This is a genomic window from Caproicibacterium sp. NSD3 (genome assembly GCF_053613275.1).
The window spans coordinates 2142643-2168253 of the sequence record NZ_CM132119.1; the positions used below are offsets into that span (position 1 = coordinate 2142643).

Consider the following 25611-nt stretch of genomic DNA (forward strand, 5'->3'; position numbering starts at 1 on the left):
TTGCAGACCGGCAAGTAAAAAAGTATATAGGAAGCAGGGCTTTTATTCAAAAACAATTCCATCAATTGCGGTTGTGCCAAACTCAGTCAATGCACCACCGCCGCCATCGGCACGATTGCATCCTGCCGGGAAAAATTCATCTCCAACTCTCATAATGCCATTCGGCATTACCAAAAGTTCTCCACATGACCCGGTTTCAATGATTTTATGCCCTTTCTCTCTTAAAAGTTTCTCGGTATCCGGAGAGAATCCGTCTTCAAGTTCCAGCCCCTGATCGAGCGTTAAGCAGCACATATGCGGCGCACGAGTGGCCGGTTCCATCATCATTCCATAGTCAAGCGTATTGACGATCAGCTGAAGCGTACTTGTGATGATTCGTGGACCACCAGCACACCCAACAGCCAACACCGGGACCCCATCTTTCAGCACAATCGTAGGAGACATGCTGGAAAGCGGCGTCTTTCCCGGACGTACTGCATTTGCCATTCCATAGGCAAGTCCCTGTGTAGTACGCACGCCAACTTTAGGGCTAAAATCAGCCATTGTATTATTCATGATAAATCCATAGCCGGGAACCACTACACCACAGCCCCACCAGTTACGAATTGTCTGAGTCTGCACAACAACATTTCCCTCTTTATCCATGACGGAGAAATGCGAGGTACAGCCCGGATAGCTTTTTGCTTCGATCCCTTCGGTTGGCGCAAACTCCTGCGCTTTATCCGGATCAATCTTTTTGGCAAGTTCTTTCGCATATTCTTTAGAAAGAATCTTTTCAACCTGTACCTGCACAAAATCAGGATCTCCCATTGCGACCGAGCGATCGGCAAACATAATTTTCATTGTTTCTGCCAAAAGATGTGTGCTTTCGGCAGAATGCCATCCCATTTTTGCGAGGTCAAAATTCTCAAGGATATTCAGCATTTGGATAATATGACTTCCGCCGGAAGATGGAGGCGGCATCGATACAACTTTATATCCCCGATAGCTTCCTTCTACCGGAGTACGCGGTTTTGGCGAACAGTTTTCTAGATCTTCTTTTACCAAAACGCCTTTATTTTTTTGCACAGCCTTCACGATAGCATCGGCTACAGGCCCATTATAGAACCAGTCTACACCGTTTTTAGCAACTGTCTCCATCGTATCGGCGAGCTCCGGATTCTTAATCACTTCACCAAAAGTACGTGGCTTTCCGTCGTGCAGGTAAAGTTCTTTAAAGCCTTCATAAGCTGCTGCATTATGTTCTGCTTCGGGAGTATCGCTGATGCGTGTATACATAAATCCGCATTTGAATCCTTCGCGGCACAACCGGATTGCAGGAGCCGACACCTGCTCCCAGGTCATTGTTCCAAATTTTTTCAGCAGATTATCCATTGCCCGGTAAAGTGCCGGAACCGCGGTAGAACGGCCTGAAAATTCGGTAAGATTCAGATCGACATCTCCATTTTCATCCAAGAACATATCCTGGTATGCGTTTAACGGTGCCACACCGCGTGCATCGCAGGCATAAAACTGGTTGCTTTCTTTGTGATAAACAACATGAAAACATCCGCCGCCAATGCCGCAGTGGTATGGTTCAACAACTCCCAGCACCAAAGAAATCGCAACTGCCGCATCAATGGCATTCCCACCATTTTTCATCATTTCCAACCCAGCGCTGGTCGCATATGGGCTATTAGAGCTTACAGCGCCTCCACGACCGGATGGATATGGACGAAACATCGCAATTTCTGAAAGAGTTTTTCCCAAATAGGGCTTTGTAGGCATAAGACAAACCTCCTTATGACAGGGATCATTCCCCTGAAACAAATTTTTTATCTTCAATTACGCTTGAATCGCATTTTCTTTTTTAGATGTTAAAAGTGTGGTGATGATACCTACACCATAGCTGACAACAATTACGGCATAAATTGTTTCAATTTGATTGGACAACCCGCTGATTACCCAAAGCAATCCAACAATAATACCGGAAACCATGCTGGCCAGCGACGCTTGTTTCGTCGTACGTTTCCAAAGTAAACCGGCAAGAATAGAAAAGCTTACCGGACCGGTAGAACATTGAATCAAAATTTGAAAAGTCGTTGTCAAAGCTGTGCTGGGCAGTAAAAAAGCAGGAATCAGAGTACAAACGGAAAAGATCAAGGTTCCATAACGGGAAACTTTCAACATTTTGTCTTCAGAAGCCTCTTTATTGACCTGTGTTTTATAAATGTTTGTAATAATTGTTCCTGTCGCCATCATCATAGTAGCCATTGTCGCTGCAATAATCATGGTGGAAACTGCAAAAATAACGCCTGCCATGACTGGGCTGGTATATTCTTTAATGGTCCACGCAAAAGCGGTTGCACCATTTCCCAAATCACTGGTGGTAGCAGCACCTATCATGCCAATGATTGCGGTGAAAATGCAAATTGGAGCTGCGAATACATAACCAATAATGCAGCCCCCGCGCGCTGCTTTTGCATCTCTTGCCGCCATAATCGGCTGCAGAACAGACTGCATAACGACAGAGGACAAAATACCGGAAAGCAACCATCCAACCCATTTTTGCGTTGGCATACTGCTGAGTTCTCCGTATCCTTTTGGCAAAGAGGAAACCAAGCCCGAATATCCCCCAAAGTGCTGCAGAATAATTACCACAAATCCAACCAAAAGCACATAAATGCCAATACAAACCACTTTTCCGACGGATGCTGCACCTTTCATTCCTGAGAATGCGGTATAAACAGCGGCAATCGCCAATCCAAGAACAATGGCCCAGTTCCCATCCAAATTTGGTACTGTAATCTGGATAACTGAGGCAACTGTTTTAAGCTGAACCGGAATATACAAAAATCCGAGAATAACCCAAACATAAGAATAAAGCTTAGAACTGCTGGTGGAAAAACGACTTGCTAAATAAGTTGGTACCGAATCCCCCGGCATTCTGTCGCGCAAAATTTTTGCAAGTCCTGCCGCAACCAACAAATAAATTCCACCTGCCAGCGAATACCATGCACCAGCAATTCCCATCGTATAGCCATTCTGAGCTGCACCGACAATACTCATGCCTCCGATCTGCCATGCTCCCAAAACACAACCGACTCCGACTGCACTGAGTGTTTTGTCCCCACCTGACCACTGTTTGGAATTGGACATTGATTTTCCTGCAAACATTCCAATTCCTACAATCAAGACAAAGACAATAATCCATGTAATTGTAGTAACCATATAAATCCTCCTTCATTTTTTTCTTCTATCAAAACAGCCGCCGTACCAAAGTGACTGCTTTTGACTCAACATAAAATTTGTAATCTTGAGTTGACGTCTGGCAAATCTGCGTTTATAATGAAATCGAGATTCCAAGATTCCTTATAAAATCACCGATTTGTACAATTTTTTTATAAGGTCATTTCGTTTTATGTCTATCGTGCCACCATAATATCATGTGAAATCCACAAAAACTTGTAAAAATCAGAACAATACCTTGTAAAAAGCAGAATATATTTCCGTCAATTTTAAAGTAGGAGAAATAAGGAGGGGCACTATGGACAAAAATAGAACGGATTTCAGTACAATGGTATCCGTTCAACCGTTTTGGGATGCAGAAAAAAGCCATAAAAGCCTTTTGGCCGAAGGAAACAACGGCACACCCATTGCGGTTGTGCATGAGCTGAAAAACACCGGTAAAGCAGATGGATTAAGTTGTGTTCCTGGAATTGGTCTGGTTGGAATTTTATTTTCTATAGATCCAAACAATCCATATGCTGTCTGTTGCGGCGCATTGAATCAAAGCAAGAAAGTTCCCCTTTACGGAATGCTGCAAGTTTTTGCCTGTCAGTTTTTTCCAGGAGAATTTACCAGAATTTTTGGAATTCCCAGCAATGAGCTTGCAGACACAGAAATTCCATTGGATGATCTTCTGCAGCCAGGATCCATTTTGGAACAAATGGCATGTGCCGAAACTTTTGAACAACGCATCAAATATCTTCGAAATTTTATTTTTCAATGGGAAAACCGCACAAAGCAGCGGGAAACTTCTGCTTTAATCCAAAATATGATGCACGATGCTCTGATGCAGCACGGCAATATTCGAATTTCTGAACTGCAGGAACAAACCGGCTATAGTGCCCGATATCTTCAAAAAGTGATTACAGAACATGTGGGGCTTGCCCCTAAGACGGTTTTAGCAAATATTCGTTTTCAAAATGCACTGCGAACGATGATTGAACACCCAGGAATGTCCATCGTTGATGTTGCACAGGACTGTGGATATTATGATCAATCCCATTTTACAAAAGCATTTAAAGAATATATGCATATGCCACCTTCTGTTTTTCAGGAAAAAGTTCGAAAAGAATTTTCCCCGGGAAAATTGGATTTTATTACCCTTTAAGAATATAAAAAAGAGAGAGAATACAAAGTCGTTTTTTGACTTTGTATTCTCTCTCTTTTATCAATAAAATCAGTTTATTTAATTTACAGAAAACAAAAGATCTCCATAGCAGGGATAGGGCCAGTAAGTCTTGCCAACTAACGGTTCTATCTGATCGGCAACTACGCGGGTCTTTTCCATCTGCACCAAAAGTACATCTGCACAATACCGGCAGAGCTTTTCTATATCCATAATTTTCTGCTCCCCAGAGACTGCCGTCTTCAAAGCTTCCAACTCATGGAAAAGCTCTACCGACAAACTCGAAAGCTTTTTGAGCAGAGTTTCCTCTACCTCGTAAGAAATCCCCTCCCCGATCTGTTTTTTTAGAGAGATTCCTTCAGAAATCATCTTCATATAGCTGCACATCGCAGGAAAGATCTGCTTTTGAATCATATCCTCCATTGTCAGAGCTTCAATATGCTGCTGTTTATTATAGTTTTCCATCTGAATCTCGCAGCGGGAACAAACCTCCATACGAGACAAAACTCCATATTTTTCAAATAGCTTAATATTCTCTTCTTTTTTGTAAAGAGGCATACAATCGGCTGTAGTCGCGAGATTCAGCAATCCACGTTTCTCGGCTTCTTTTACCCATCCATCGGTATATCCGTCGCCGTTAAAAACAATCCGCTTATGATCCCGATACGCATGACGAATCAAATGCTCCAATTCATAGTTAAAATCCTTCGCTTTTTCCAGCCGGTCTGCATATTTGCAAAGCACATCAGCAACGATGGTGTTCAAAATCATATTCGGACAGCCAATAGAAACGGTAGAGCCAAGCATACGAAACTCAAACTTATTTCCGGTAAATGCAAAAGGAGAAGTACGATTACGATCGGTCGCGTCTTTCGGCAAATTGGGCAATACATCCACACCAATTGTCAAAACAGATTTGCCCTGACTTTCCTTATATTCCTCTTTCTTTTCAATGGAATCCAAGACTTCGGTAAGCTGATTGCCCAAAAAGATCGAAATAATTGCCGGTGGCGCTTCATTTCCGCCAAGACGATGATCGTTCCCTGCACTTGCAACGGAAAGGCGCAAAAGATCCTGATGCGTATCGACCGCTTCAATAATTGCGGTTAAAAACAGCAAAAAGCGCGCATTCGTCCGCGGAGAATCCCCAGGCTCCAAAAGGTTGATCCCACGGTCGGTACTTAACGACCAGTTATCGTGTTTGCCGGACCCATTCACCCCATTAAACGGCTTTTCGTGCAGCAAACAAGAGAGACCATGCTTTGCCGCAACTTTTTTCATGATTTCCATTGTCAGCTGGTTCTGGTCAGTTGCTACGTTCACAGTTGTAAAGATCGGAGCCAATTCATGCTGCCCGGGGGCAACTTCGTTATGCTTCGTTTTTGCAAAAATCCCCAATTTCCACAATTCCTCATCCAAGTCTTTCATAAAGGCAGAGACCCGCGGCTTAATGACGCCAAAATAATGGTCTTCCATCTCCTGCCCTTTTGGCGGCATGGCACCAAAAAGTGTACGTCCGGTATAGATGAGATCTTCACGTTCTTCAAACAATTTTCGATCAATCAAAAAATATTCCTGTTCCGCACCTACAGTCACATTTACGCGCTGTGTCTTTTGATCGCCAAACAGCCGTAAGATTCGCAGAGCCTGTTCATTAATGACATTCATGGAACGCAAAAGCGGTGTCTTTTTATCAAGTGCTTCCCCTCCATAAGAGCAAAAAGCAGTGGGAACGCAAAGACTACCATCCTTGATAAACGCATCGCTGGTGGGGTCCCAAGCAGTATATCCACGCGCTTCAAAGGTAGAACGCAGACCACCGTTCGGGAAAGAACTAGCATCCGGTTCCCCTTTAATTAATTCCTTACCGGAAAACTCCATGATAACTTTTCCGCCCGCCACGGGAGAAATAAAGCTGTCGTGCTTTTCCGCGGTAATCCCGTTCATCGGCTGAAACCAATGCGTAAAATGGGTGCAGCCATTTTCTACTGCCCAATCCTTCATGGTGTTTGCTACCACATTTGCCACCTGAGGATCTAATGGCTTTCCATTTTCGCGGGTCATTTTTAAAGCCTGATAGGTATCCTTGGGCAGTCTCGCCTTCATAACCGAATCATTAAAGACCAGTGTACCGAATAACTCCGGAACTGTACTCATCATAAAAACTCCTTTCAAATAAGCCGCTCTTTTAGATGTTCCTTTTGACTATTCACTTTGTTTTTTTAAGTCAATTTAAAAATGTTGCAAAAAACAAACTCATTGCTGACCATTCATAAAATTAAATTTAGTATAATACGCTGATTATATAAAAGTCAACGCAGTAAATACGAAATAAGCTCGAATTTTTTGAGACCTTTTTTAACTTTGTTTTTTTGCTTTTATTCTTTCGTAAAAACAGAAATTCATTCTTTTTTAAGAGTTTTATAATGGTCCTAGAAACGAAGCAAAATAAATCAGAAAATATGTTTTCTCTTGTAGAAATTCTAAAAATGTATTATACTATTTACTGCATGCAAAAGATACAATTAGTATATCTGCAGCTAAAAAAGGGGGCGACAGAACGCTTTGTTTCGAGAGATGCCTTTTCTCAAAATGCTGATAAACAATCTGCTTTTGATTGGCTTATGGCAAGGGATCACTGTATTCGCATGCCAGCATCTTCCTGATTCCCTTTTTGATGCTCGGCGCGCCCTTTATCAACCGCGAAAATGGGAACAAAACGGTCGTTGGTACCGGTCCCACTTAAAAATCCAGGACTGGAAAGATTGTCTTCCTCAGTTTATCTCCAATGGTGGTTTTTCCAAGCGTTCTCTAGGCAACGCCCTAACTTTGGAATATGTAGACCGTTTTATTTTAGAAACTTGTCGTGGCGAGTGGATGCATACTCTCGGCGGATTTTGCTTAATCCCGATTATTTGGCTGAATACACCACTGGTTTCCATTACCATTTCTATTCCTCTTTTTCTTGGAACATGGCCTTTTATCATCATTCAGCGCTATAATCGTTTTCGACTTGAAGTTCTTCAAAAGAGACTGGTTCGGGAACAAAGCCATGAACAGCATGTTTCTGTTTCCACTTGAATCTTTTACAATAAAGAGATCCTATTTATGAAAAAACGAATCCAAATCAGAATTCTTTTAATCGGAATTGTATTCTGTCTGGCTGGTGTCTCCGCCCGGGCGGCTGAAATGACCCCTTTTTCTATTTGTGAAAAAGGTTCAGCCTGTCCTGGCGGAGCTTTTTCAGTTTTGCTGCAGGCGGCTCCATCAAAAGAATCCCCGGCAGCTTTTCGGGCAAGCTTTTCCTTTGACGAAGACGTTTTTTCCTATGAGGGTGTAACTCTCTCAAAAGGCGTCACCCAAAACGAATTTTTCGTTGGGAACGGTTCCCCTTTACAGTGTATTTATGCCTGCAATGTAGAAGATGGTGTTGCTTCTGTCCTCTCCGGCACAATCGCCACCTATCATTTTCATGTAAAAGATACGGTTCATGAAGGAGTATCGTACCCATTTTCCCTGTCAATCAGTGAGGTGTGCGATTTTTCTGCCCAGCCACTTAATTTAGACACCCAACAAAATTTATCGATTCCCATCGTGAACAGTTCCAACAGTACAGATGATGATGATGATTCTGGTCCGTTTCTGCAAGATCTTTCGATAACCCAGCCGGAAGGAGTTTCTCTTTCCCCCGACTTTTCTTCAAACCATCTGGAATACGAGACAACCGTTCCCGCGGATGAAAATGAGATTTGGTTTTCTGCACAGAGTGCAGAAGAAGGAAGCAAAATTACAGTTAACCGCCATACTTTAAGTGCTGCCGGAAGTACGACAATCATTCGGATCACCGTAAAATCTGCAGATGGAAAACGTTCTTCCGAATACCATGTACAGGTATCCCGTTCAGAAAGAACCTCTGAAACAAAAACGGAAGCCGGAACCAGAACCGGCGGCACTGTCAAAAAAAGCTCCTCCAAAAAATCGACGGGAGCAAGTGTAAAACGCTCCACTTCATCAGGGGACCCCGAAGAGAAATCTTACACCATTGATTCTAATTCCAGCCGCAAAAATTCTTCTTCTTTTTCCCAAAATCAATTTCCAGCCTTTTTATCCGGCGCTGCTATGGTCGGTGCCGGTGCGCTGATTGCTTTGCTCTGTATTCTATTGCTTCGTAAAAAGAAGAATTAAAACGATTCAAAATAATCTAAAAATTTATTTTATGATTGAAAAAGTGCCTGATGGAATCAATTCATCAGGCACTTTTTCAACGTTTTATAAAACCCTCAAGCTATTTTTCAGACCGCTGTATCAGAAGTAGCTTTCTTAGAATCCCCTTTTTTCCCAAAGAGTGTCTTTAAACAGGAAGCTGCTACCATAACACCAAGGGCAACCAGCAAAACCGCCACAATCAGCTGGAGACCATCGGTCATGAAAACAAAATTATTGGAACCGAGTTTGACAACGATCGAGATGATCGACTGTACTAGAGCGGTAAAAGTAACCGCCAGCATTACAAACATCGGTACATAGAGCATCCAACCCTGGCGTCCTGTACATTTGAGGAACACCGCAAGGCTGATAAGCACCAAAGCTGCGAGCAACTGGTTTGCAGAACCAAACAGCGGCCAAATATTGTTATAACCGCCAAGGCTCAGGACACAGCCACAAGCAAGCGTAATAATCGTAGAAATATATTTATTGCTCAGGAATTTTGCTACGGAAGAACTCCCCTGCCCAAACAGTTCCTGGAAGGCAATTCTGCCGATACGGGCAACTGCATCAAGGCTGGTAAGTGCCAGCGTGGAAACCGCCATATTCATGACACACATTGCGGCGTCCTGCGGCATACCGATCTGCACAAGGAAGCTTGCAACCCCTTTGGAGAAGATTGCAAAAGGAGTTCCCTGGGCAGCTGCATGCGTGATCGGATCTGCAGCGGCACCTGCGACGCAAAGTGCAACAACCGCCAGCAAAGATTCCAGCAGCATAGCGCCATAACCGATCGGAAGCATATCTTTTTCATTCTTGATCTGACGGCTGCTGGTGCTGGAAGAAACCAAGCTATGGAATCCGGAAACTGCACCACAGGCAATCGTCACAAACAGCATTGGGAAGAGCATTTTTCCATTCACATTAAAGCTGGTCACTACCGGCAGATTGATGGAAGGATGCATTACCAAAAGTCCGATCACCGCGCCGGCGATCATGGTCAAAAGCAAAAACGTGCTCAAATAATCACGAGGCTGAATCATTACCCACATAGGCAATGCGGCAGCAATGAACAGATAAGCAAAGATAACTGCCAGCCATGTCCCCTTATCCGCATAAAGTGGGAAATTAAGGCCGATCAACATCAAAACAGCTGTAAAAACAATTCCACAAGCCGCCATAACGCCACCCTTTGGCTTTGCATATTTCATGAAAAATCCAAAAATTACCGCACCAAAGATAAAAAGCATGGTCATGGAAGCTGTGCCGCCGTTTGCATAAATCTTGGCACCGGTATCGGGTGCAAAGCCGCTAAACGTGCCGGCAACCATATCCGCAAAGGCTGCAATAACCAACAGGCTGAAAAGCCATTCAAAAATCAGGAACAATGTTTTACCGGTTTTCCCGATATAATTTTCGATAATAGAACCGATCGTCTTGCCTTTTGTCTTTACCGAAGCATACATGGAAGTAAAATCCTGTACTGCTCCGAAAAATACACCGCCGATCAAAATCCAGAGCAGCGCCGGCAACCAACCAAACATACAGGCAATAATTGGGCCTGTGATTGGGCCTGCACCCGCAATTGAACTAAACTGGTGACTAAATACAACCAAGCTGTTGGTAGGAATATAATCCTCACCGTCTTCTTTTTCATAAGCAGGCGTTTTCGCATTGGGATCAATTCCCCAAGTTTTGGCCAACCATCGGCCGTACAACAAATACCCACCGCCCAGCACGACGATAGAAATTGCTACGATGATAAGTGCGTTCATCTGTGATCTCCCCTTTTCCTCAAAAAGTCCCTCAAGTTTTCTTCTATGCTATATAAAAAAACCCCCGCCTCTGATTTTTTAATCAGAGGCGAAGGTTTTGAATTTTCTCCGCGGTACCACTCTGTTTGTCGTCTTTTAAACGACCGCTTTTCCCGCTAAGGGGTTCCCTTGTAACGGTGGGTATTCCGGCTTCGGCTACTTTCCAATTCACCGAAACAGCTCGCAGGTGAGGGCCATTTCTCTTTTTCCGCCACCGTCTTTCACCAAATAACGGTTCTCTGTATGCTCAAAAGAGCAGGTCATATCCTGATCCATGCTTTTGTTTGATTTGATTTGTCTCAAAGCATAGCACTGTCATCGTGATTATGCAAGAATCTTTTTGCATAATTCATTCATTTTGTACGAATGCACAGTGTCCATCCCCTTTAATTCCTCAATTTTTAGTCAACTTGCGTTTTTTGCTTTAAAGCAGTAAATTTTTTGAAAAAAGCATTGACTTTTTTTGAAAAAGCTCATAAGATAAAACAAATATAATTTTTGAAATGCAATGATAGGGACAAAGTTTCTAATGTGGATTCCTCACAGAGAGACGCCATTTGGTGAAAGGCGTCAGGAGCATATTTCTGAATCATCCCCCTTGAGCAGACGGCTGAACACAATTTTTGTCAGTAAGTGACGTCCGGACTTCCCCGTTATCGGAAAACGCATTTTAAAGTTATCCTAACTCCGATGCGTATGAGGTCACAAAACCTTTTGTGATAAAGCAGAGTGGTACCGTGGTATCTGAAAAAACAGAGCCGCCTCTGTTTCCTGAATTTTTCGGGAACAGAGACGGCTCTTTATTTTTTTACAGTAAAAAATACCGGCTTTAGAGCTGGAAGAGAAGAAAGGGGTTCAACTTATGAAACTGACTGGTGCGCAAATTCTCATGGAATGTCTGCTAGAACAGGGCGTTGATACGGTATTTGGCTATCCCGGCGGCGCCGTTCTCAACATCTACGATGCACTTTATGAATATCAGGACCGAATTCACCATATTCGTACTGCACATGAACAGGGTGCTGCCCATGCCGCAGACGGTTATGCCCGCTCTACTGGAAAACCTGGTGTCTGCATCGCGACTTCCGGTCCGGGCGCTACCAATCTCGTCACCGGAATTGCCACTGCCTATATGGATTCCGTTCCGATGGTAGCAATCACCGGAAACGTCAATGTCGAACTTTTGGGGCTGGACTCCTTTCAGGAAGTAGATATTACCGGAATCACGATGCCGGTCACAAAGCATAATTTTTTGGTAAAACACATTGAAGATCTCGCCGACGTTATTCGGCAGGCCTTTCAGATTGCAACAACCGGGCGGCCCGGCCCCGTTTTGGTGGATATTCCAAAGGACGTGACGGCTCAGCTTTATGACTATGAAAAATGCGCTCCGCTGCCCGCACCCAAAGGGAATTTTCCAACCGATGAACGGTTCTATGAAGCACTCGACATGCTAAAAACAAGTCGGCGTCCCTTTTTGTATCTCGGCGGCGGCGTCATTTCAGCAGGAGCTTCTAAAGAAGCACGCGCTTTCGCTGATCTCCTCGATGCGCCGGTCGCTTCCTCTCTGATGTGTCAGGGCGGAATAGATGCGAAAAGCCCCCGTTATTTAGGTCTTCTCGGAATGCACGGCACAAAAGCCAGCGCCCAGACGTTGAAAAACTGTGATCTTTTTGTTGCCGTTGGAACTAGATTTTCCGATCGGGTTTCATGCAATTCCAAACTTTTTGCACAGCATTGTCCGATTCTGCAAATTGAGATTGATACCGCCGAATTTAACAAAAATATCGACTGTGATCTCAAAATGAAGGGAGACGCAAAAAAGATTCTGCGCGAACTTTTAAAGCTTCTCCCTCAACAAGATCATCAGAAATGGATGGAACAGACAGCCCTCTGGAAAAAGCAGTATCCGCTCTCTCAGTCTTCCCCCACTCCGGAACTCCCTACCCCAAAAGAGCTGATCGAAACGTTGGATCGATTAACTTCCTCCAATGCGATCATTGCGACAGAAGTCGGGCAGCATCAGATGTGGGCGGCACAATTTTATCGCTTTCATCGTCCCCGCCAGTTTATCAGTTCCGGAGGCTTAGGCACCATGGGATTTGGTCTCGGCGCCGCCATGGGCGCACAGGTTGCAAATCCAAAGCAGAAAGTGATCAATATCGCCGGAGACGGAAGCTTTCATATGAACTGCAATGAGCTTTCTACACTGGCAAATTACCAGATTCCCGTGGTGGAAATGGTCTTTAACAATTCTGTTCTCGGCATGGTGCGGCAATGGCAGAAACTCTTTTATCACAATCATTTCTCTCAGACAATTCTTGATCACAATACCGATTTCTGTAAATTGGCAGAAGCGTTCGGGGTCAAAGCCTATCGAATCCACACAAAAGATGAAGTAGAACCGATCCTCAAAAAAGCACTTGCAGAAAAAGGGCCTGTTCTGATCGACTGCTGGATCGATAAAGATATTAACGTGCTGCCGATGGTCCCTGCCGGAGCCTCTGCAGAAGAACCGATGCTGGAAATGTAAGGAGGAAAGATCATGTACGACAAAAAGCAAAGCGGTGACAAAGAATACGTGCTCTCTATCCTTGCCAGAAACAATCCGGGGGTCCTGCTCCGGATTGCGGGCCTTTTCAGCCGGCGCTGCTACAATATCCTTTCGATTGTTGCCTGCCAAACGGAAGACACCGATTATTCACGGATCTTGATCGTTGTCTCCGGAGATGACCGAATCGTCCGTCAGGTAGATAAACAGGTCAGCAAGCTGATTGATATCCAAGAAGTTACCGTTCTGGACCGCAACAATACGATTATCCGCGAGCATTTGCTCCTCAAGGTAAAACGCACCCCAAAAAACAGCGAACGTCTGGTAGAAATTGCGAACGTATTCCACGCAAACATTCTGAATGTGGAACCGAATTCTATGATTTTGGAACTTACCGGAGACGCTTCTACGATTAATTCTTTTATTGAACTCTACACGCCCTACCAAATTTTAAAAATTCTCCGTACGGGCTCTATGGCAATGTCTAAATAAAAGGTAAAACCTTTAAAATTGATTTCATCATTCGACCAAAAAGGAGGAGCAAATCCATGCTCACACAACCTATGCTTACACTTGATAACGTTTATCACGCCGCCTTTGTCTTGCGGGAAATCGCTCGAAAAACCGATTTGATTCCCGCCCCCCAGATCGGCGAAAACTGCAGTGTTTATCTTAAAACCGAAAATCTTCAGGTAACAGGTTCTTTTAAAGTCCGCGGAGCTTATTACAAAATTTCGCAGCTGACTCCCGCTGAAAAAGAAAAAGGAGTGATCGCCTGCTCTGCCGGCAACCATGCTCAAGGCGTTGCGTTGGCTGCTGCCAAAAATCATATCTCCTCTCTGATCTGTATCCCCGCCACCGCTCCAATCAGCAAAGTGGAAGCAACCAAACGCTACGGCGCTGAGGTCTGCCTGGTTCAGGGCGTTTACGATGATGCGCATGACAAGGCTGTAGAGCTTCAAAAAGAAACTGGCCGAACGCTGATTCATCCCTTTGATGACCCGGATGTAATCGCCGGTCAGGGGACAATCGGTCTTGAAATTCTGGATCAAATGCCGGACGCCGATGTCGTTTTGGTCCCGGTAGGCGGCGGCGGACTTGCTTCTGGGGTCGCTTTTACCATTAAATCTCTGCGTCCAAACTGTAAAGTTTACGGAGTACAGGCAGCCGGCGCTGCCAGCATGGAGCATGCCCTTCAGACAAAAAAGCCGGAAGGTGTGGAAGAAGTACACACTTTTGCGGATGGCATTGCGGTCAAATGTCCAGGAGATCTGACCTATCAACTATGCAGTAAATATCTAGACGGCATCATTACGGTTTCTGAAGATGAGATCGCGGCGGCAATTCTGACTTTAATTGAACAACAAAAGCTGATTACAGAAGGTGCAGGCGCTGTTTCTGTCGCAGCGGTCCTTGCAAACAAGCTGGATCTCAAAGGCAAAAAAGTGGTTTGTTTGCTCTCTGGCGGCAACATCGATGTGACCATTCTCAGCAAAGTCATCAGCCGCGGCCTTCTCAAATCCGGCCGCTCTGCAGAACTGACCTTTAAGCTGCTGGATCGTCCCGGTGAATTGAGCACAATCTCCTCTACGATTGCAAAGCTCGGCGGCAACGTTGTCGGTGTTTATCACGACCGAAGCGATTTGGAAACCGATGTTTCCGGCTGTTTTCTGCGAATCCGAATGGAAACCCGCAACACCGAACATATCGAACAAATTCGTCGTGCGCTGGAAGCCGAAGGATATCCTTCTATTTAATGATTCGCACCTCGATCCATATATATAAATAGAAAAGGGAACCACAAATGAAATAGGTGGTTCCCTTTTCTATATTATAATGTAAAACAATTGGATTTTCAGATAAAGAACATATAAGAATTCAGCTCACCGGCAACCTTTTCCGCTAAGTCGGAAAGCGTAAAAGATTCCAAAGATGTTTTGACCTCTTCATCCATCTTTTGATAAACAGTATCCAAAACATGATTGAGCGCCTGATGACCTTCATTAAGGACTGGCTCAGCCTTTTCAAAAAGCGCCTGATCACAGGCTTTTAGCACTGCATAAGCGGTGATTTTCTCCGGCAGCAGCGCCAGCCGATAACCGCCCTGTGCGCCTTTCGTCGAGAGGACTAATCCCGCTCTTTTTAATAAAGAAAACACTTGTTCCAAATAAATCTTTGAAATATTCAGCTCCTCAGAGATTCGCGCCACCGTTTTTACAGTATCGTGGCCACTCTGTGCCAAATAAACCATTGCTGCCAAAGCATATTTTCCTTTTGCGGAAACGCGCATAATCAGCCGCCCTCCTTTTTACTTCTTCAATGATACTCAATTTCAAAATGCTTGTCAATCAGGAGGGCTTTTCTTAAAAAAAGAAAAATCCTCCGACTGGCTGGATCGGAGGATTTGCGCTTTTTAAAAAGCGCAGTTGTAAGAAAAGAGAGGCTTATCTATTCTAAGCACTTGCAAGCATGTTGAACATTCAAGATACAAAATGATATTCGATATTTCTTTATGTGACATCATTATTGTTCCTTGAAGGTATTTATAGAATATCAGAAAAATGCAAGAATGTCAATAAAAAATTCAACAAAGAGTTTTTTAAACTTTCGTTAATTTTTTATTTTTCTCACATTAAACGGTCATCATAATGGGCGCGAGGGCCTCCAACATACTTTGCTCTGGTACGAGCACAGATCAAAATAGCCTCTCCAATATGATCAATCGAAAGACGGGTTGGCACCGCTACCCGCTTCAAATGCATCCCAATCAAAGTCCCCCCGATATCCATTCCGCAGTCAGCCCGAATTTCTTCCACTGCCACCGGGTGTTCGAATGTTTGATAGGCTGTTGTTGCAAAACTTCCACCGGCATGTGGTTGTGGAACAACATTTACCTGCTCATAATGAAACTTTTCCGCTGCCTCTTGCGGAAGGATCAAAGAGCGGTTCAAATGTTCACAGCATTGTGCCGCCAGATAAACGCCTCTTTTTTGTGTTTCTTCATAGATTCCGGAGAAGATTTCTTGTGCTGCTTTTAGGCTGCTGTCGGTTCCAATTTTTTTCCCGACGACCTCACTCGAGGAACAGCCGACCACCATTAGCTGCCCCGCTTTCATATGCGCGGCTTCAAGCAGTTCGGCCGCTGCCGCTTTTGCCTGCTGATGCAGTTCTTCAAACGATTTCATGCAAAACGCATCCTTTCCATTTTAAATTTTTAGGTGTTTTTTCTAATTTTACTCTCATCTAAAAAAGCCCTTCCAAAGACAATCTCCCTGTGATTTGGGATTTTGTCTCAAAAGGAGCTTCTCTGCCGGATTTTAGTTGATTTTTTCCAAAATTCAGTATACTATTTTTGTATCAGAAGTCAAGAAATCGCTTTTCCTTTAATATAGCAAAACGATTCAGCTATTCGTCACGCACTTTTCACAAAATTCTGATAGGATAAAAAATCGAAACATGAGAGGAGATTGAGAATCAAAATGAACCGTTTGTTAGTAGTGGATGACGAAGATAAAATTCGCCTGTTGATTCGCAAATATGCAGAATTTGAAGGTTATTCTGTGGAAGAAGCCTCCGACGGCATGATTGCCGTGAATCTCTGCAGAAAACATCCTCACAGCTATGATCTAATCATTATGGATATTATGATGCCGGAACTTGATGGATTTTCGGCCGTGCATGAGATTCGAAAATGCTGCTCCACTCCGGTTTTAATGCTTTCTGCCCGCGGAGAAGAATACGATAAAATTCATGGATTTGAGCTTGGCATTGACGATTACGTTGTAAAGCCTTTCTCCCCAAAGGAATTGATGATGAGGGTAAGTGCAATTATCAAGCGTACGCACCCCGAATTAAACACTGCTCAAAAAAAGATTCTTTCTTTTGAAGGTCTCAGCATCGATTTTACTGGCCGAATTGTTACCATCGATGGCAAGAAAGCAGATCTTTCTCCAAAAGAATACGATCTGCTCTTCTATCTTGCAGACAACCGCAATATTGCACTGACTCGTGAAAAGTTGATTACAAATGTATGGGGATACGATTTTTACGGAGACGACCGCACCTTGGACACCCATATCAAATTACTCCGCAAAAGTCTTGGCCCCTATGCAAAATTTATTGTGACACTAAGAGGGGTGGGCTATCGCTTTGAAGCTTAAATCGCCGAAAAAATTGGTTCACTCCATGCGTGAAAGATGGCAAAAGATCAGTATTAAATGGCGAATTCTCAGTATTTTTGTTTTGTTCATTGTTTTCGTTCTGATTTTACTGTGGCTATTCCAAACTGTCTTTTTAAATCAGTTCTATGAAAATACCAAGCAAAAAGAAATTTTGAGTTCTTCATCGACGATAGAAAAAGCAGTTTCAAGTGATATGCAGCCAGAGGATTTAAAAGCACTCTGCAAACAGGAGGCACAGCGCAACCAGCTTTGTATCCTGATTTTGGACAGCAGTGGGAACGTTTATGGGGCAGATGCCTCTCCAAACCGTCTCTCCACTGAAATGGGAGAATCTTCTATTCGTCTATTCCTCAATTTTCTTTATCAAAACACGCAGGCAGAAGGTGGAACCCACTTTGAACTGGTGAATCCCCAAAATGCAAGTTCTTCTGTCTGGGACACGCTTTTCCGCAGTCGTGCTTTTATCTATAATTCGATTCGGCAGGACTCCAACGGAAGTCCTTATATGATTTTTCTCTATAGCGTCATTACGCCGCTGAGTGCAACCGTCAGTACTATTCGTTCTCAGCTGCTTCTGATTACCGGAATTCTATTGGTTTTTGCCGTGTTGTTGGCCTTTTATCTTTCCAAACATATCAGCAAACCAATTATTCAGATCAATGATGCCGCAAAAGAACTCGCAACCGGAGATTACAACGTCACATTTCAGGAAGGTGGCTATCGGGAGATCAGTGAGCTTGCCCGCACCTTAAACTATGCGGAACACGAGCTGGGCAAAGTGGAACATCTGCAGCGGGAACTGATTGCAAACATTAGCCATGACCTGCGTACACCGCTTACGATGATTTGTGGCTATGCGGAAGTAATGCGCGATCTTCCGGGCGAAAATACCCCTGAAAATATCCAAGTCATCATTGACGAAGCAACTCGTCTGACTAATCTGGTAAACGATGTGCTGGATATCAGCAAACTGGAATCCGGCACACAGAAGCTGGAAAAATCAGAGTTCAGTCTAACGGATGAAATTCGTGAAACAACGAAGCGTTACCGCAAGCTGACCGACTGTACCCTAACTTTTGAATCTGACCGCAACGTAACTGTCTTTGCCGATGAACTCAAAATTTCCCAAGTTCTCTACAATCTGATTAATAATGCAATCAATTATACAGGCACTGATCGAAAAATTCAGATTCGTCAGCTTGTTTGTGATCATCAGGTAACAGTTGAAGTCACCGACACAGGAGAAGGGATTCCTGCCGACAAACTTCATGATATCTGGGATCGTTACTATAAGGTAGATAAAGAACATAAGCGCGCACAAATCGGCACTGGCCTAGGGCTCTCGATTGTAAAGTCAATTCTAGATATGCACGACGGCACCTATGGAGTACGCAGTGCAATCGGTGTTGGAAGCACATTCTGGTTTTGTCTGCCGATTCTTTCGGAATCTCCAGTAGGGGCCCTTCCGGAAGGAACCCATCAACCAGATTCTGATTCCCCGCAATCCTGATTTTTCTCTTTTATCTTTATTTTATGAAGAGCAGCTCAAAAGGGAAAGGGTATGATTCTCTTTCCCTTTGGCTGCTTTTGAATTTTAAAGGATAAAGTGCCAATAGTTTTCGTAAAAAGCATCGATTATTTTGTGTTTTTTAGTGATTGGTGGTTTTTCTTTACGAAGCATGTTATACTAATTAAATTGCAATAAAAATTATCTCTTCTGGAGGGATTCGATGAATATAACAGTGATTGGCTGCGGCCGTTGGGGAAGTTTTCTCGCATGGTATGCAGCTAAACTTGGACACGCTGTGACAATTTACGGACGCGAAAGCTCCACTCATTTTCACCAATTACAGGAAACCGGCACAAACGGTCTTGTTTCCTTCGGGCCGGAAACAAAAATGACCACCGACCTGCCAAAAGCGGTTGCTTCTGCCCAAATGGTGATCATTTCGATTGGCGCTCAAGGGCTGCGAGATCTAATGGCACAGCTTCAGCCCCTGTCATTTTTCGGAAAGACAATGGTTCTCTGCATGAAAGGGATCGAAGCTTCCACCGGTCTGCGCCTAACGCAGATTGTCCGCGAATTTTTGCCAGATATTGATTTAGGGATCTGGGTTGGTCCCGGGCATGTACAGGATTTTGTAAAGGGACTTCCAAATTGTATGGTGGTAGACAGTGATCGAGAAGAAGTAAAAGCACGCATCATCGACGCAATGGGCAGTGACCTCATTCGCTTTTATTATGGGGATGATCTTCTCGGCAATGAGATTGGCGCCGCCTCTAAAAACGTAATTGGAATTGCCGCCGGCATTTTGGACGGCAGAAACAAAACTTCCCTGAAAGGGCCTTTAATGTGCCGTGGAACCCGCGAAATTGCACGGCTAATCAAGGCAATGGGTGGAAATGAACTTACCGCCTATGGCCTTTCCCATCTGGGTGACTATGAAGCAACTGTCTTCAGTAAATACAGCCACAACCGGCAATTCGGCGAAAGTTTTGTCAAAAAAGAGCCTTATGGGGAACTTGCCGAAGGCGCCGCTACTGTGAAGGCGCTGCTGCTCTTAGGGAAAAAATATCAGGTTGAGCTTCCGATCTGCGACGCGGTGGACCGCATTATCCACCAAAATCAGGATGCCGACGCCTGTATTAATCGTCTCTTTACACGCAGCCTAAAACACGAGTTTTAAAACCATCTGATAAAAGATAAAGGAGAGATCTTCATGAGTGAATGCAATCATGACTGCAGCAATTGTCAAGAAAACTGCTCCAGCCGTCAGCCAAATCCGCAGGATTTTCGGGTCCCGCTTAATCCCAAAAGCCATGTAAAAAAAGTAATCGGGATTGTCAGCGGCAAGGGCGGCGTCGGTAAAAGCCTGATTACCTCCATGATGGCGGTTCAGATGAACCGTCTTGGGCATCGAGTCGGTATCATGGATGCCGATATTACCGGCCCTTCGATTCCGAAAGCTTTTGGAATTCATGAAAAAGTTTTTTCGCAGGACGAATTGATCGTTCCACGCCGCAGTGAAAATAATATTCAGATTGTTAGCACCAACCTTCTCTTGGAGGAGGAAACTACGCCGGTCGTTTGGAGAGGCCCGATCGTTGCCAACATGGTCAAGCAGTTTTGGAGCGATGTTTTCTGGGACGATGTAGACTATCTGTTTGTGGATATGCCTCCGGGAACCGGCGATGTTCCGCTGACGGTCTTTCAGTCCCTTCCGGTAGACGGCATTCTCATTGTCACTTCCCCGCAGGAGCTGGTCTCTATGATTGTCTCTAAAGCAGTTACCATGGCAAATATGATGAAAATTCCGGTTCTTGGAATTATCGAAAATATGAGTTACATGATATGCCCCGACTGTGGTCACAAGCTCTTCCCCTTTGGGCAAAGCCATACCGAAGAAGTAGCCGCTCGCTATTCTTTAAAGGTGTTGGCACATTGTCCCATCGACCCGCAAATCTCTGCAAAAATCGACGCCGGAAAAGCAGAAGAAATCGAAACCCCCTGGCTTTTGGACGCCTCACATTCTTTGGAATCTCTTTAATAAAAAGAAGACTTGCACAAAGTGAGCCTTCTTTTTTTATTTATTTTTTAATCTTGTATTGACAATTAATTATTTATGTATATAATAATTAATGCAGTTAACATTTTAAAAGGAGAGATTTTTACGGAACGCGAACGTCGGCAGCAATTAATGGAGTCTATTCATCAGCTAAAGAGTACCCATCATTGGTTTCCGTGGCCGGAAGGCCTCGGCCCAGGGGAATTTTTTACTCTGAATATGATAATCCACGCACAGCATTTAAATCCGGAAGGCTTAAAATCCAGCGAAATTGGCCATCATTTTCATATGAGCCGCCCGGCAGTAAGCCAGATGCTTTCTTCTCTGGAGAAAAAGGGATTTATTGAACGCACAATTTGCCCGGAAGACCGCCGTGTCATTTATGTCCGTCTAAGACTCGAAGCAAAACCAAGATTTGAGGCTTATAGAAAAGAAATTATGAAACGGGTGGATGATATATTTGACGACCTTAGCGAGGATGAAGTTCAACAGATGATTGCGCTTTCCGATCATCTTTATAGCTCTCTTTTGCGGATTCGTGAAAAATATGAATCTCAAAGCTGGAAGCCAGATTGTGACCATACAAAGGAGGAACCACACATTTCATGAAAAAAGTAATGCGATATCTCGGGCACTACTGGGCACCGATTCTCTTTGCAATTGTACTTTTATTTGTGCAGGCGTCATGCGATTTGAACCTGCCAAATTATATGAGTCAAATTGTCAATGTCGGTCTGCAGCAAGGGGGCGTGGAAAACGCCTCTCCCGATGCAATCAGTGCAAAAGGAATGACCTTTCTGCAAACCTTTATGGACGAAAACGAAAAGACGGATGTCAATGCTTCTTATTCCCTTAAATCCGTCGGAGAATTAGAAGACAGTTATCCGCTTAACAGCACCGAAGAAATTTATACGCTCAATAGTGGTGTTCCTACCGAAACACGCAGCCACCTGAACGAAATCTTCGGCCAAAGCACATGGACTTTCATTGATACGATGAAAAGTCTTCAGTCACAGTCTGGTTCTTCCTCTCAAATGATGGGAAATACAGACTCCAGCAGCACCTCCGACCTTTCCAATATCGATTTTTCAAAACTCTATCAGATGATGCCGATGCTTCAAAGAATTCCTGCTTCCGTCATTGACGAAGCCCGAACAGAAGCTCAGCAGAATCAACAGTCTCTTTTGGAACAAAGCGGAACCATCTTAGCCAAAAACTTTTATGAAGAATTGGGAGTCAACACCGATTCTATTCAGCAAAATTATATCATGCACCAGGGACTTCTGATGGTGCTCATCACACTAGCAAGCGGCATTGCCTCCGTTTTGGTCGGTTTGATCTCCGCAAGAGTCGCCGCAGGGATTTCGCGTGATCTGCGCCGGGATATCTTTTCCAATGTGGAGGACTTCTCCAACTCGGAATTTGACAAGTTTGGCACCGCTTCTCTGATTACCCGTACCACCAACGATGTCACACAAATTCAAATGTTTTTCGTCTTTGGAATCCGTATGCTTTGCTATGCACCGATTATGGGAGTCGGCGGAGTTATCATGGCAGTCAAAAAATCCAGTTCCATGACCTGGATTATTGCGCTGGCCTGCGCTTTGCTGATTGCTTTAATCCTAGTGATCTTCACAGTTGCCATGCCGAAATTCAAAATTATGCAGAAGCTGGTCGACCGGCTCAACCTGGTCGCCCGTGAAAATTTAAGCGGTCTGATGGTAACACGCGCTTTCAGCAATCAAAAATTTGAAGAAGACCGCTTTGATACCGCCAATACGAATCTTACAAATACACAGCTCTTTGTTAACCGTGTGATGGTCTGCATGATGCCAACCATGATGTTTATCATGAACGGCGTCTCTCTACTGATCGTCTGGGTAGGAGCGCACCAGATCAGCGAAAGTGCCATGCAGATCGGGGATATGATGGCTTTTATCCAATATGCAATGCAGATTATCATGAGTTTCCTCATGATTTCCGTCATGTTCATTATGTTCCCCAGAGCTGCTGTAGCAGGAGACCGTATTGCAGAAGTACTGGACACAAAGCCTTCGATCCACGACCCTAAGAACCCGGAATCTTTTGACGAATCCCAAAAAGGAATCATCGAATTTAAAGACGTCTGCTTCCGGTATCAGGGCGCCGATGAAGACGTTTTAAATCACATTTCCTTTACCGCAAATCCCGGTAAAACCACTGCTTTTATCGGCTCCACCGGCAGCGGAAAATCCACGCTGATTAACTTGATCCCTCGCTTTTATGATGTGACGGGCGGCGAAATTTTGGTGGATGGACGCGACATTCGCAAAGTTCCCCAAAAGGAACTTCGCAGCCGAATCGGCTATGTTCCGCAAAAAGGAGTTCTTCTCTCCGGAACGATTTCCTCCAATTTGCGTTACGGCGCGCCGGATGCTTCCGACGAAAAAATCGAAAAAGTTGCCGAGGTTGCACAGGCTTCCGAATTTATCAATACAAAGTCGCAAAAAATGGAAGAGCCTATCTCCGAAGGCGGAAACAACGTTTCCGGCGGACAAAAACAGCGACTCTCGATTGCCCGTGCGCTTGCCACCAATGCAGAAATCTACTTGTTTGACGACAGCTTTTCCGCATTGGACTTTAAGACAGACGCTGCTTTGCGTAAAGCACTTCGTCTTTATACTTCCACAGCGACAATCCTTCTGGTTGCCCAGCGAGTGAGTACCATTATGCATGCAGACCAGATCATTGTTCTGGAGGAAGGAAAGATCGTCGGCTGCGGCACTCATCACGAGCTTTTGGAAACCTGCCCCACCTATTACGAGATTGCATCTTCACAGCTTTCAAAGGAGGAATTAGAATGAAAGACCAAAAATCCGCTCCTCCGATGAAACACCGCGGTCCAATGGGACACGGCCCCAATGCCGTTATGCAGCGCGGTGAAAAAGCAAAGGACTTTAAAGGCACCATTCGCAAACTGATTAAATATATCGGCAAATACCACTTGGCTCTGATTGTCGTCTTCTTGTTTGCAATTGCCAGCACTGTTTTTGCGATCATCGGCCCAAAAGTGTTGGGAAATGCCACGAATGAAATTTTTTCCGGTTTGATGAATCAAATTTCCGGCACAGGAGACGGAATTGACTTTTCCAAAATTGCAGGCACTCTTTTGACTCTTGTTGTCCTCTATATTCTAAGTGCCCTCTTTTCCTATATTCAAGGCTGGATCATGAGCGGCATCTCAATGAAAGTCACCTACCGCATGCGTAAGGAAATTGAAGCAAAGATTCAAAGCCTTCCGCTCGGCTATTATGATACAACAACGACCGGTGAAGTTTTGAGCCACATCACAAACGATGTTGACACGATTGCGCAGAGCTTTAACCAATCGATTACGCAGATTATCACCAGTATCACCACTCTGATTGGAATCCTCATCATGATGTTCTCCATCAGTTGGCAAATGTCTTTGGTTTCCCTCTGCATTATCCCGATCGCTGGAATTTTCATTGCTTTTATTGTCAGTCACTCTCAAAAATACTTTTCTTCTCAGCAGGAATATCTTGGCCATGTAAATGGGCATATCGAAGAAATGTATGGCAGCCACATTGTAGTAAAAGCTTTTAACGGCGAAGGGAAAAGCAAAGAACAATTTTCCGATTACAATGAGAACCTCTATCGCTCCGCATGGAAAAGCCAATTTCTCTCCAGTCTGATGATGCCGGTCATGCAATTTATCGGCAACGCCGGATACGTTGCTGTCTGCATTCTCGGCGGCTATCTCGCAATTAACGGCACCGTGAGTCTCGGCGATATTCAGGCCTTTATGCAGTATGTCCGCCAATTTACGCAGCCGCTGACTCAGGTCGCCAACATCTCCAACGTTTTGCAGTCCACTGCCGCCGCCGCGGAACGAGTCTTTCATTTTCTCGAGCTGCCGGAAGAAGTTGCCGAAAGCGAACACGCAATTACAGTGAACCATACGGACAAACCTGATACCGATCTGAATATTCATATCAATGGCTCCGTCCAATTTGCACATGTGCATTTCGGTTATACCCCGGATAAAATTATCATCAATGATTTTTCCGCTACCGTTTCTCCCGGTCAGAAAGTAGCCATTGTCGGCCCTACCGGCGCAGGAAAAACCACCATGATCAAACTTCTGATGCGTTTTTACGATGTCAATGAGGGCGCTATTCTGGTGGATGGCTATGATATCCGTGACTTTAAGCGCAGCGACCTGCGTTCTCTCTTTGGCATGGTTCTGCAGGACACCTGGCTTTACAATTCTTCTATCGCCGACAATATCCGTTATGGACGCCACGATGCAACTGATGAAGAGGTCATTACTGCTGCAAAAGCAGCACAGGTCGATCACTTTGTTCGCACCTTGCCGGACGGCTACCAGATGATTCTAAATGAAGAAGCAAGCAATATTTCGCAGGGACAGAAACAGCTTTTGACGATTGCGCGAGCAATCCTCGCAGATCCGCAGATTCTGATTCTTGACGAAGCAACCTCCAGCGTTGATACTCGAACTGAAATTTCCATTCAAAAAGCAATGGACCATCTGATGGAAGGCAGAACAAGCTTTATCATTGCGCATCGTCTTTCTACCATTCGCAATGCCGATATGATTCTTGTCATGAAAGACGGCGATATCGTCGAAAAAGGAAAGCATGAAGAGCTACTCCAAAAAGGCGGCTTCTATGCAAATCTTTATAACAGTCAGTTTGATTTCTGTGATGTCGATAACTGATTAAAATTTTCTTTCTAAATCTCAGCAGTCGCATAAAAAGCGGCTGCTTTTTTTATCCCATTTGCTCTTTTCTGTTACAAAAAGGGACAATTTATGCAAACTGTCAAAAAAATTAAGGATAAAAATAATAATAATATTGTATTATGCTAATTTTTTGTG

The 25611-nt window shown here is 44.3% G+C and carries 19 protein-coding genes and 1 other annotated feature; of the genes, 13 read left to right on the plus strand and 6 right to left on the minus strand.

All coding sequences use genetic code 11. The annotated features are described in order from the left end of the window. Nucleotides 1-42 precede the first annotated feature (42 nt). Together ggt and ACVS9P_RS10550 are read right to left on the minus strand one after the other, a co-directional pair. On the minus strand, nucleotides 43-1767 hold the full coding sequence (gene ggt / locus ACVS9P_RS10545; RefSeq protein WP_452103492.1) for a gamma-glutamyltransferase: 1725 nt from the start codon (nucleotides 1765-1767) through the stop codon (nucleotides 43-45). 57 nt (nucleotides 1768-1824) lie between these two features. Continuing rightward, a complete protein-coding gene (locus tag ACVS9P_RS10550; RefSeq protein ID WP_452103493.1) occupies nucleotides 1825-3210 on the minus strand; it encodes a sodium:solute symporter family protein in 1386 nt (461 codons plus the stop codon). Nucleotides 3211-3526: 316 nt separating this feature from the next. On the opposite strand from ACVS9P_RS10550, the gene ACVS9P_RS10555 reads away from it, so the two are divergent. Continuing rightward, on the plus strand, nucleotides 3527-4375 hold the full coding sequence (locus ACVS9P_RS10555) for a helix-turn-helix domain-containing protein (RefSeq protein WP_452103494.1): 849 nt from the start codon (nucleotides 3527-3529) through the stop codon (nucleotides 4373-4375). Nucleotides 4376-4453: 78 nt separating this feature from the next. Here the strand turns inward: ACVS9P_RS10555 and ACVS9P_RS10560 are convergent, their stop codons facing one another. Next, entirely contained in the window at nucleotides 4454-6550 is a 2097-nt protein-coding gene (locus ACVS9P_RS10560; protein ID WP_452104707.1) for a glutamine synthetase III family protein, read from the minus strand. A 408-nt stretch (nucleotides 6551-6958) separates the two neighbouring features. On the opposite strand from ACVS9P_RS10560, the gene ACVS9P_RS10565 reads away from it, so the two are divergent. Next, nucleotides 6959-7474, plus strand: a complete 516-nt coding sequence (locus ACVS9P_RS10565; RefSeq protein ID WP_452103495.1) for a glycosyl-4,4'-diaponeurosporenoate acyltransferase CrtO family protein — start codon at nucleotides 6959-6961, stop codon at nucleotides 7472-7474. A 27-nt stretch (nucleotides 7475-7501) separates the two neighbouring features. After that, entirely contained in the window at nucleotides 7502-8578 is a 1077-nt protein-coding gene (locus tag ACVS9P_RS10570) for a cadherin-like beta sandwich domain-containing protein (protein ID WP_452103496.1), read from the plus strand. A 107-nt stretch (nucleotides 8579-8685) separates the two neighbouring features. On the opposite strand, the gene ACVS9P_RS10575 is transcribed toward ACVS9P_RS10570, so the two are convergent. Beyond that, nucleotides 8686-10374, minus strand: a complete 1689-nt coding sequence (locus tag ACVS9P_RS10575; protein WP_452103497.1) for a carbon starvation CstA family protein — start codon at nucleotides 10372-10374, stop codon at nucleotides 8686-8688. An 81-nt stretch (nucleotides 10375-10455) separates the two neighbouring features. Beyond that, nucleotides 10456-10697: a binding site (T-box leader), on the minus strand. A 578-nt stretch (nucleotides 10698-11275) separates the two neighbouring features. Here ACVS9P_RS10575 and ilvB point away from each other — a divergent pair. The 3 genes from ilvB (at nucleotide 11276) to ilvA (ending at nucleotide 14721) form a co-directional block, all read left to right on the plus strand. Further along, a complete protein-coding gene (ilvB, locus tag ACVS9P_RS10580; protein WP_452103498.1) occupies nucleotides 11276-12946 on the plus strand; it encodes a biosynthetic-type acetolactate synthase large subunit in 1671 nt (556 codons plus the stop codon). A gap of 12 nt (nucleotides 12947-12958) precedes the next feature. Beyond that, nucleotides 12959-13456, plus strand: a complete 498-nt coding sequence (gene ilvN / locus ACVS9P_RS10585) for an acetolactate synthase small subunit (protein WP_452103499.1) — start codon at nucleotides 12959-12961, stop codon at nucleotides 13454-13456. Between the two features lie 71 nt (nucleotides 13457-13527). Then, nucleotides 13528-14721, plus strand: a complete 1194-nt coding sequence (gene ilvA, locus ACVS9P_RS10590; RefSeq protein ID WP_452104708.1) for a threonine ammonia-lyase — start codon at nucleotides 13528-13530, stop codon at nucleotides 14719-14721. A 98-nt stretch (nucleotides 14722-14819) separates the two neighbouring features. Here ilvA and ACVS9P_RS10595 read toward each other — a convergent pair whose 3' ends face one another. Continuing rightward, nucleotides 14820-15254 carry an RrF2 family transcriptional regulator gene (locus tag ACVS9P_RS10595; RefSeq protein ID WP_452103500.1) on the minus strand — a complete coding sequence of 145 codons (435 nt, stop codon included), beginning with the start codon at nucleotides 15252-15254 and terminating at the stop codon, nucleotides 14820-14822. A gap of 337 nt (nucleotides 15255-15591) precedes the next feature. Continuing rightward, entirely contained in the window at nucleotides 15592-16149 is a 558-nt protein-coding gene (locus tag ACVS9P_RS10600) for a TIGR01440 family protein (protein ID WP_452103501.1), read from the minus strand. A gap of 294 nt (nucleotides 16150-16443) precedes the next feature. Between ACVS9P_RS10600 and ACVS9P_RS10605 the strand changes: the two genes are divergently transcribed. The 7 genes from ACVS9P_RS10605 to ACVS9P_RS10635 all read left to right on the plus strand — a co-directional run bounded on the left by ACVS9P_RS10605 (nucleotide 16444) and on the right by ACVS9P_RS10635 (nucleotide 25452). Further along, nucleotides 16444-17124 carry a response regulator transcription factor gene (locus ACVS9P_RS10605; RefSeq protein WP_452103502.1) on the plus strand — a complete coding sequence of 227 codons (681 nt, stop codon included), beginning with the start codon at nucleotides 16444-16446 and terminating at the stop codon, nucleotides 17122-17124. Next, complete coding sequence (locus tag ACVS9P_RS10610; protein ID WP_452103503.1) at nucleotides 17114-18655, plus strand: sensor histidine kinase; 1542 nt, start codon at nucleotides 17114-17116, stop codon at nucleotides 18653-18655. The genes ACVS9P_RS10605 and ACVS9P_RS10610 overlap by 11 nt, the downstream gene beginning before the upstream one ends. A gap of 220 nt (nucleotides 18656-18875) precedes the next feature. Then, a complete protein-coding gene (locus tag ACVS9P_RS10615; protein WP_452103504.1) occupies nucleotides 18876-19832 on the plus strand; it encodes an NAD(P)H-dependent glycerol-3-phosphate dehydrogenase in 957 nt (318 codons plus the stop codon). A gap of 33 nt (nucleotides 19833-19865) precedes the next feature. Beyond that, nucleotides 19866-20693, plus strand: coding sequence for a P-loop NTPase (locus tag ACVS9P_RS10620; RefSeq protein WP_452103505.1), 828 nt, complete (start codon nucleotides 19866-19868; stop codon nucleotides 20691-20693). 75 nt (nucleotides 20694-20768) lie between these two features. After that, nucleotides 20769-21320: a MarR family winged helix-turn-helix transcriptional regulator gene (locus ACVS9P_RS10625; protein ID WP_452103506.1), complete on the plus strand. Its 552-nt coding sequence runs from the start codon at nucleotides 20769-20771 to the stop codon at nucleotides 21318-21320. Next, nucleotides 21317-23554 carry an ABC transporter ATP-binding protein gene (locus tag ACVS9P_RS10630; RefSeq protein ID WP_452103507.1) on the plus strand — a complete coding sequence of 746 codons (2238 nt, stop codon included), beginning with the start codon at nucleotides 21317-21319 and terminating at the stop codon, nucleotides 23552-23554. The genes ACVS9P_RS10625 and ACVS9P_RS10630 overlap by 4 nt, the downstream gene beginning before the upstream one ends. Then, nucleotides 23551-25452, plus strand: coding sequence for an ABC transporter ATP-binding protein (locus tag ACVS9P_RS10635; protein ID WP_452103508.1), 1902 nt, complete (start codon nucleotides 23551-23553; stop codon nucleotides 25450-25452). Before ACVS9P_RS10630 ends, ACVS9P_RS10635 begins: the two co-directional genes overlap by 4 nt. Nucleotides 25453-25611 lie beyond the last annotated feature (159 nt).

Coding starts and splice junctions, on each gene's coding strand:
- ggt (WP_452103492.1), bottom strand. CDS start 1,767: ATGCCTACAAAGCCCTATTTGGGAAAAACTCTTTCAGAAATTGCGATG.
- ACVS9P_RS10550 (WP_452103493.1), bottom strand. CDS start 3,210: ATGGTTACTACAATTACATGGATTATTGTCTTTGTCTTGATTGTAGGA.
- ACVS9P_RS10555 (WP_452103494.1), top strand. CDS start 3,527: ATGGACAAAAATAGAACGGATTTCAGTACAATGGTATCCGTTCAACCG.
- ACVS9P_RS10560 (WP_452104707.1), bottom strand. CDS start 6,550: ATGAGTACAGTTCCGGAGTTATTCGGTACACTGGTCTTTAATGATTCG.
- ACVS9P_RS10570 (WP_452103496.1), top strand. CDS start 7,502: ATGAAAAAACGAATCCAAATCAGAATTCTTTTAATCGGAATTGTATTC.
- ACVS9P_RS10575 (WP_452103497.1), bottom strand. CDS start 10,374: ATGAACGCACTTATCATCGTAGCAATTTCTATCGTCGTGCTGGGCGGT.
- ilvB (WP_452103498.1), top strand. CDS start 11,276: ATGAAACTGACTGGTGCGCAAATTCTCATGGAATGTCTGCTAGAACAG.
- ilvN (WP_452103499.1), top strand. CDS start 12,959: ATGTACGACAAAAAGCAAAGCGGTGACAAAGAATACGTGCTCTCTATC.
- ilvA (WP_452104708.1), top strand. CDS start 13,528: ATGCTTACACTTGATAACGTTTATCACGCCGCCTTTGTCTTGCGGGAA.
- ACVS9P_RS10595 (WP_452103500.1), bottom strand. CDS start 15,254: ATGCGCGTTTCCGCAAAAGGAAAATATGCTTTGGCAGCAATGGTTTAT.
- ACVS9P_RS10600 (WP_452103501.1), bottom strand. CDS start 16,149: ATGAAATCGTTTGAAGAACTGCATCAGCAGGCAAAAGCGGCAGCGGCC.
- ACVS9P_RS10605 (WP_452103502.1), top strand. CDS start 16,444: ATGAACCGTTTGTTAGTAGTGGATGACGAAGATAAAATTCGCCTGTTG.
- ACVS9P_RS10615 (WP_452103504.1), top strand. CDS start 18,876: ATGAATATAACAGTGATTGGCTGCGGCCGTTGGGGAAGTTTTCTCGCA.
- ACVS9P_RS10620 (WP_452103505.1), top strand. CDS start 19,866: ATGAGTGAATGCAATCATGACTGCAGCAATTGTCAAGAAAACTGCTCC.
- ACVS9P_RS10625 (WP_452103506.1), top strand. CDS start 20,769: ATGTATATAATAATTAATGCAGTTAACATTTTAAAAGGAGAGATTTTT.
- ACVS9P_RS10630 (WP_452103507.1), top strand. CDS start 21,317: ATGAAAAAAGTAATGCGATATCTCGGGCACTACTGGGCACCGATTCTC.
- ACVS9P_RS10635 (WP_452103508.1), top strand. CDS start 23,551: ATGAAAGACCAAAAATCCGCTCCTCCGATGAAACACCGCGGTCCAATG.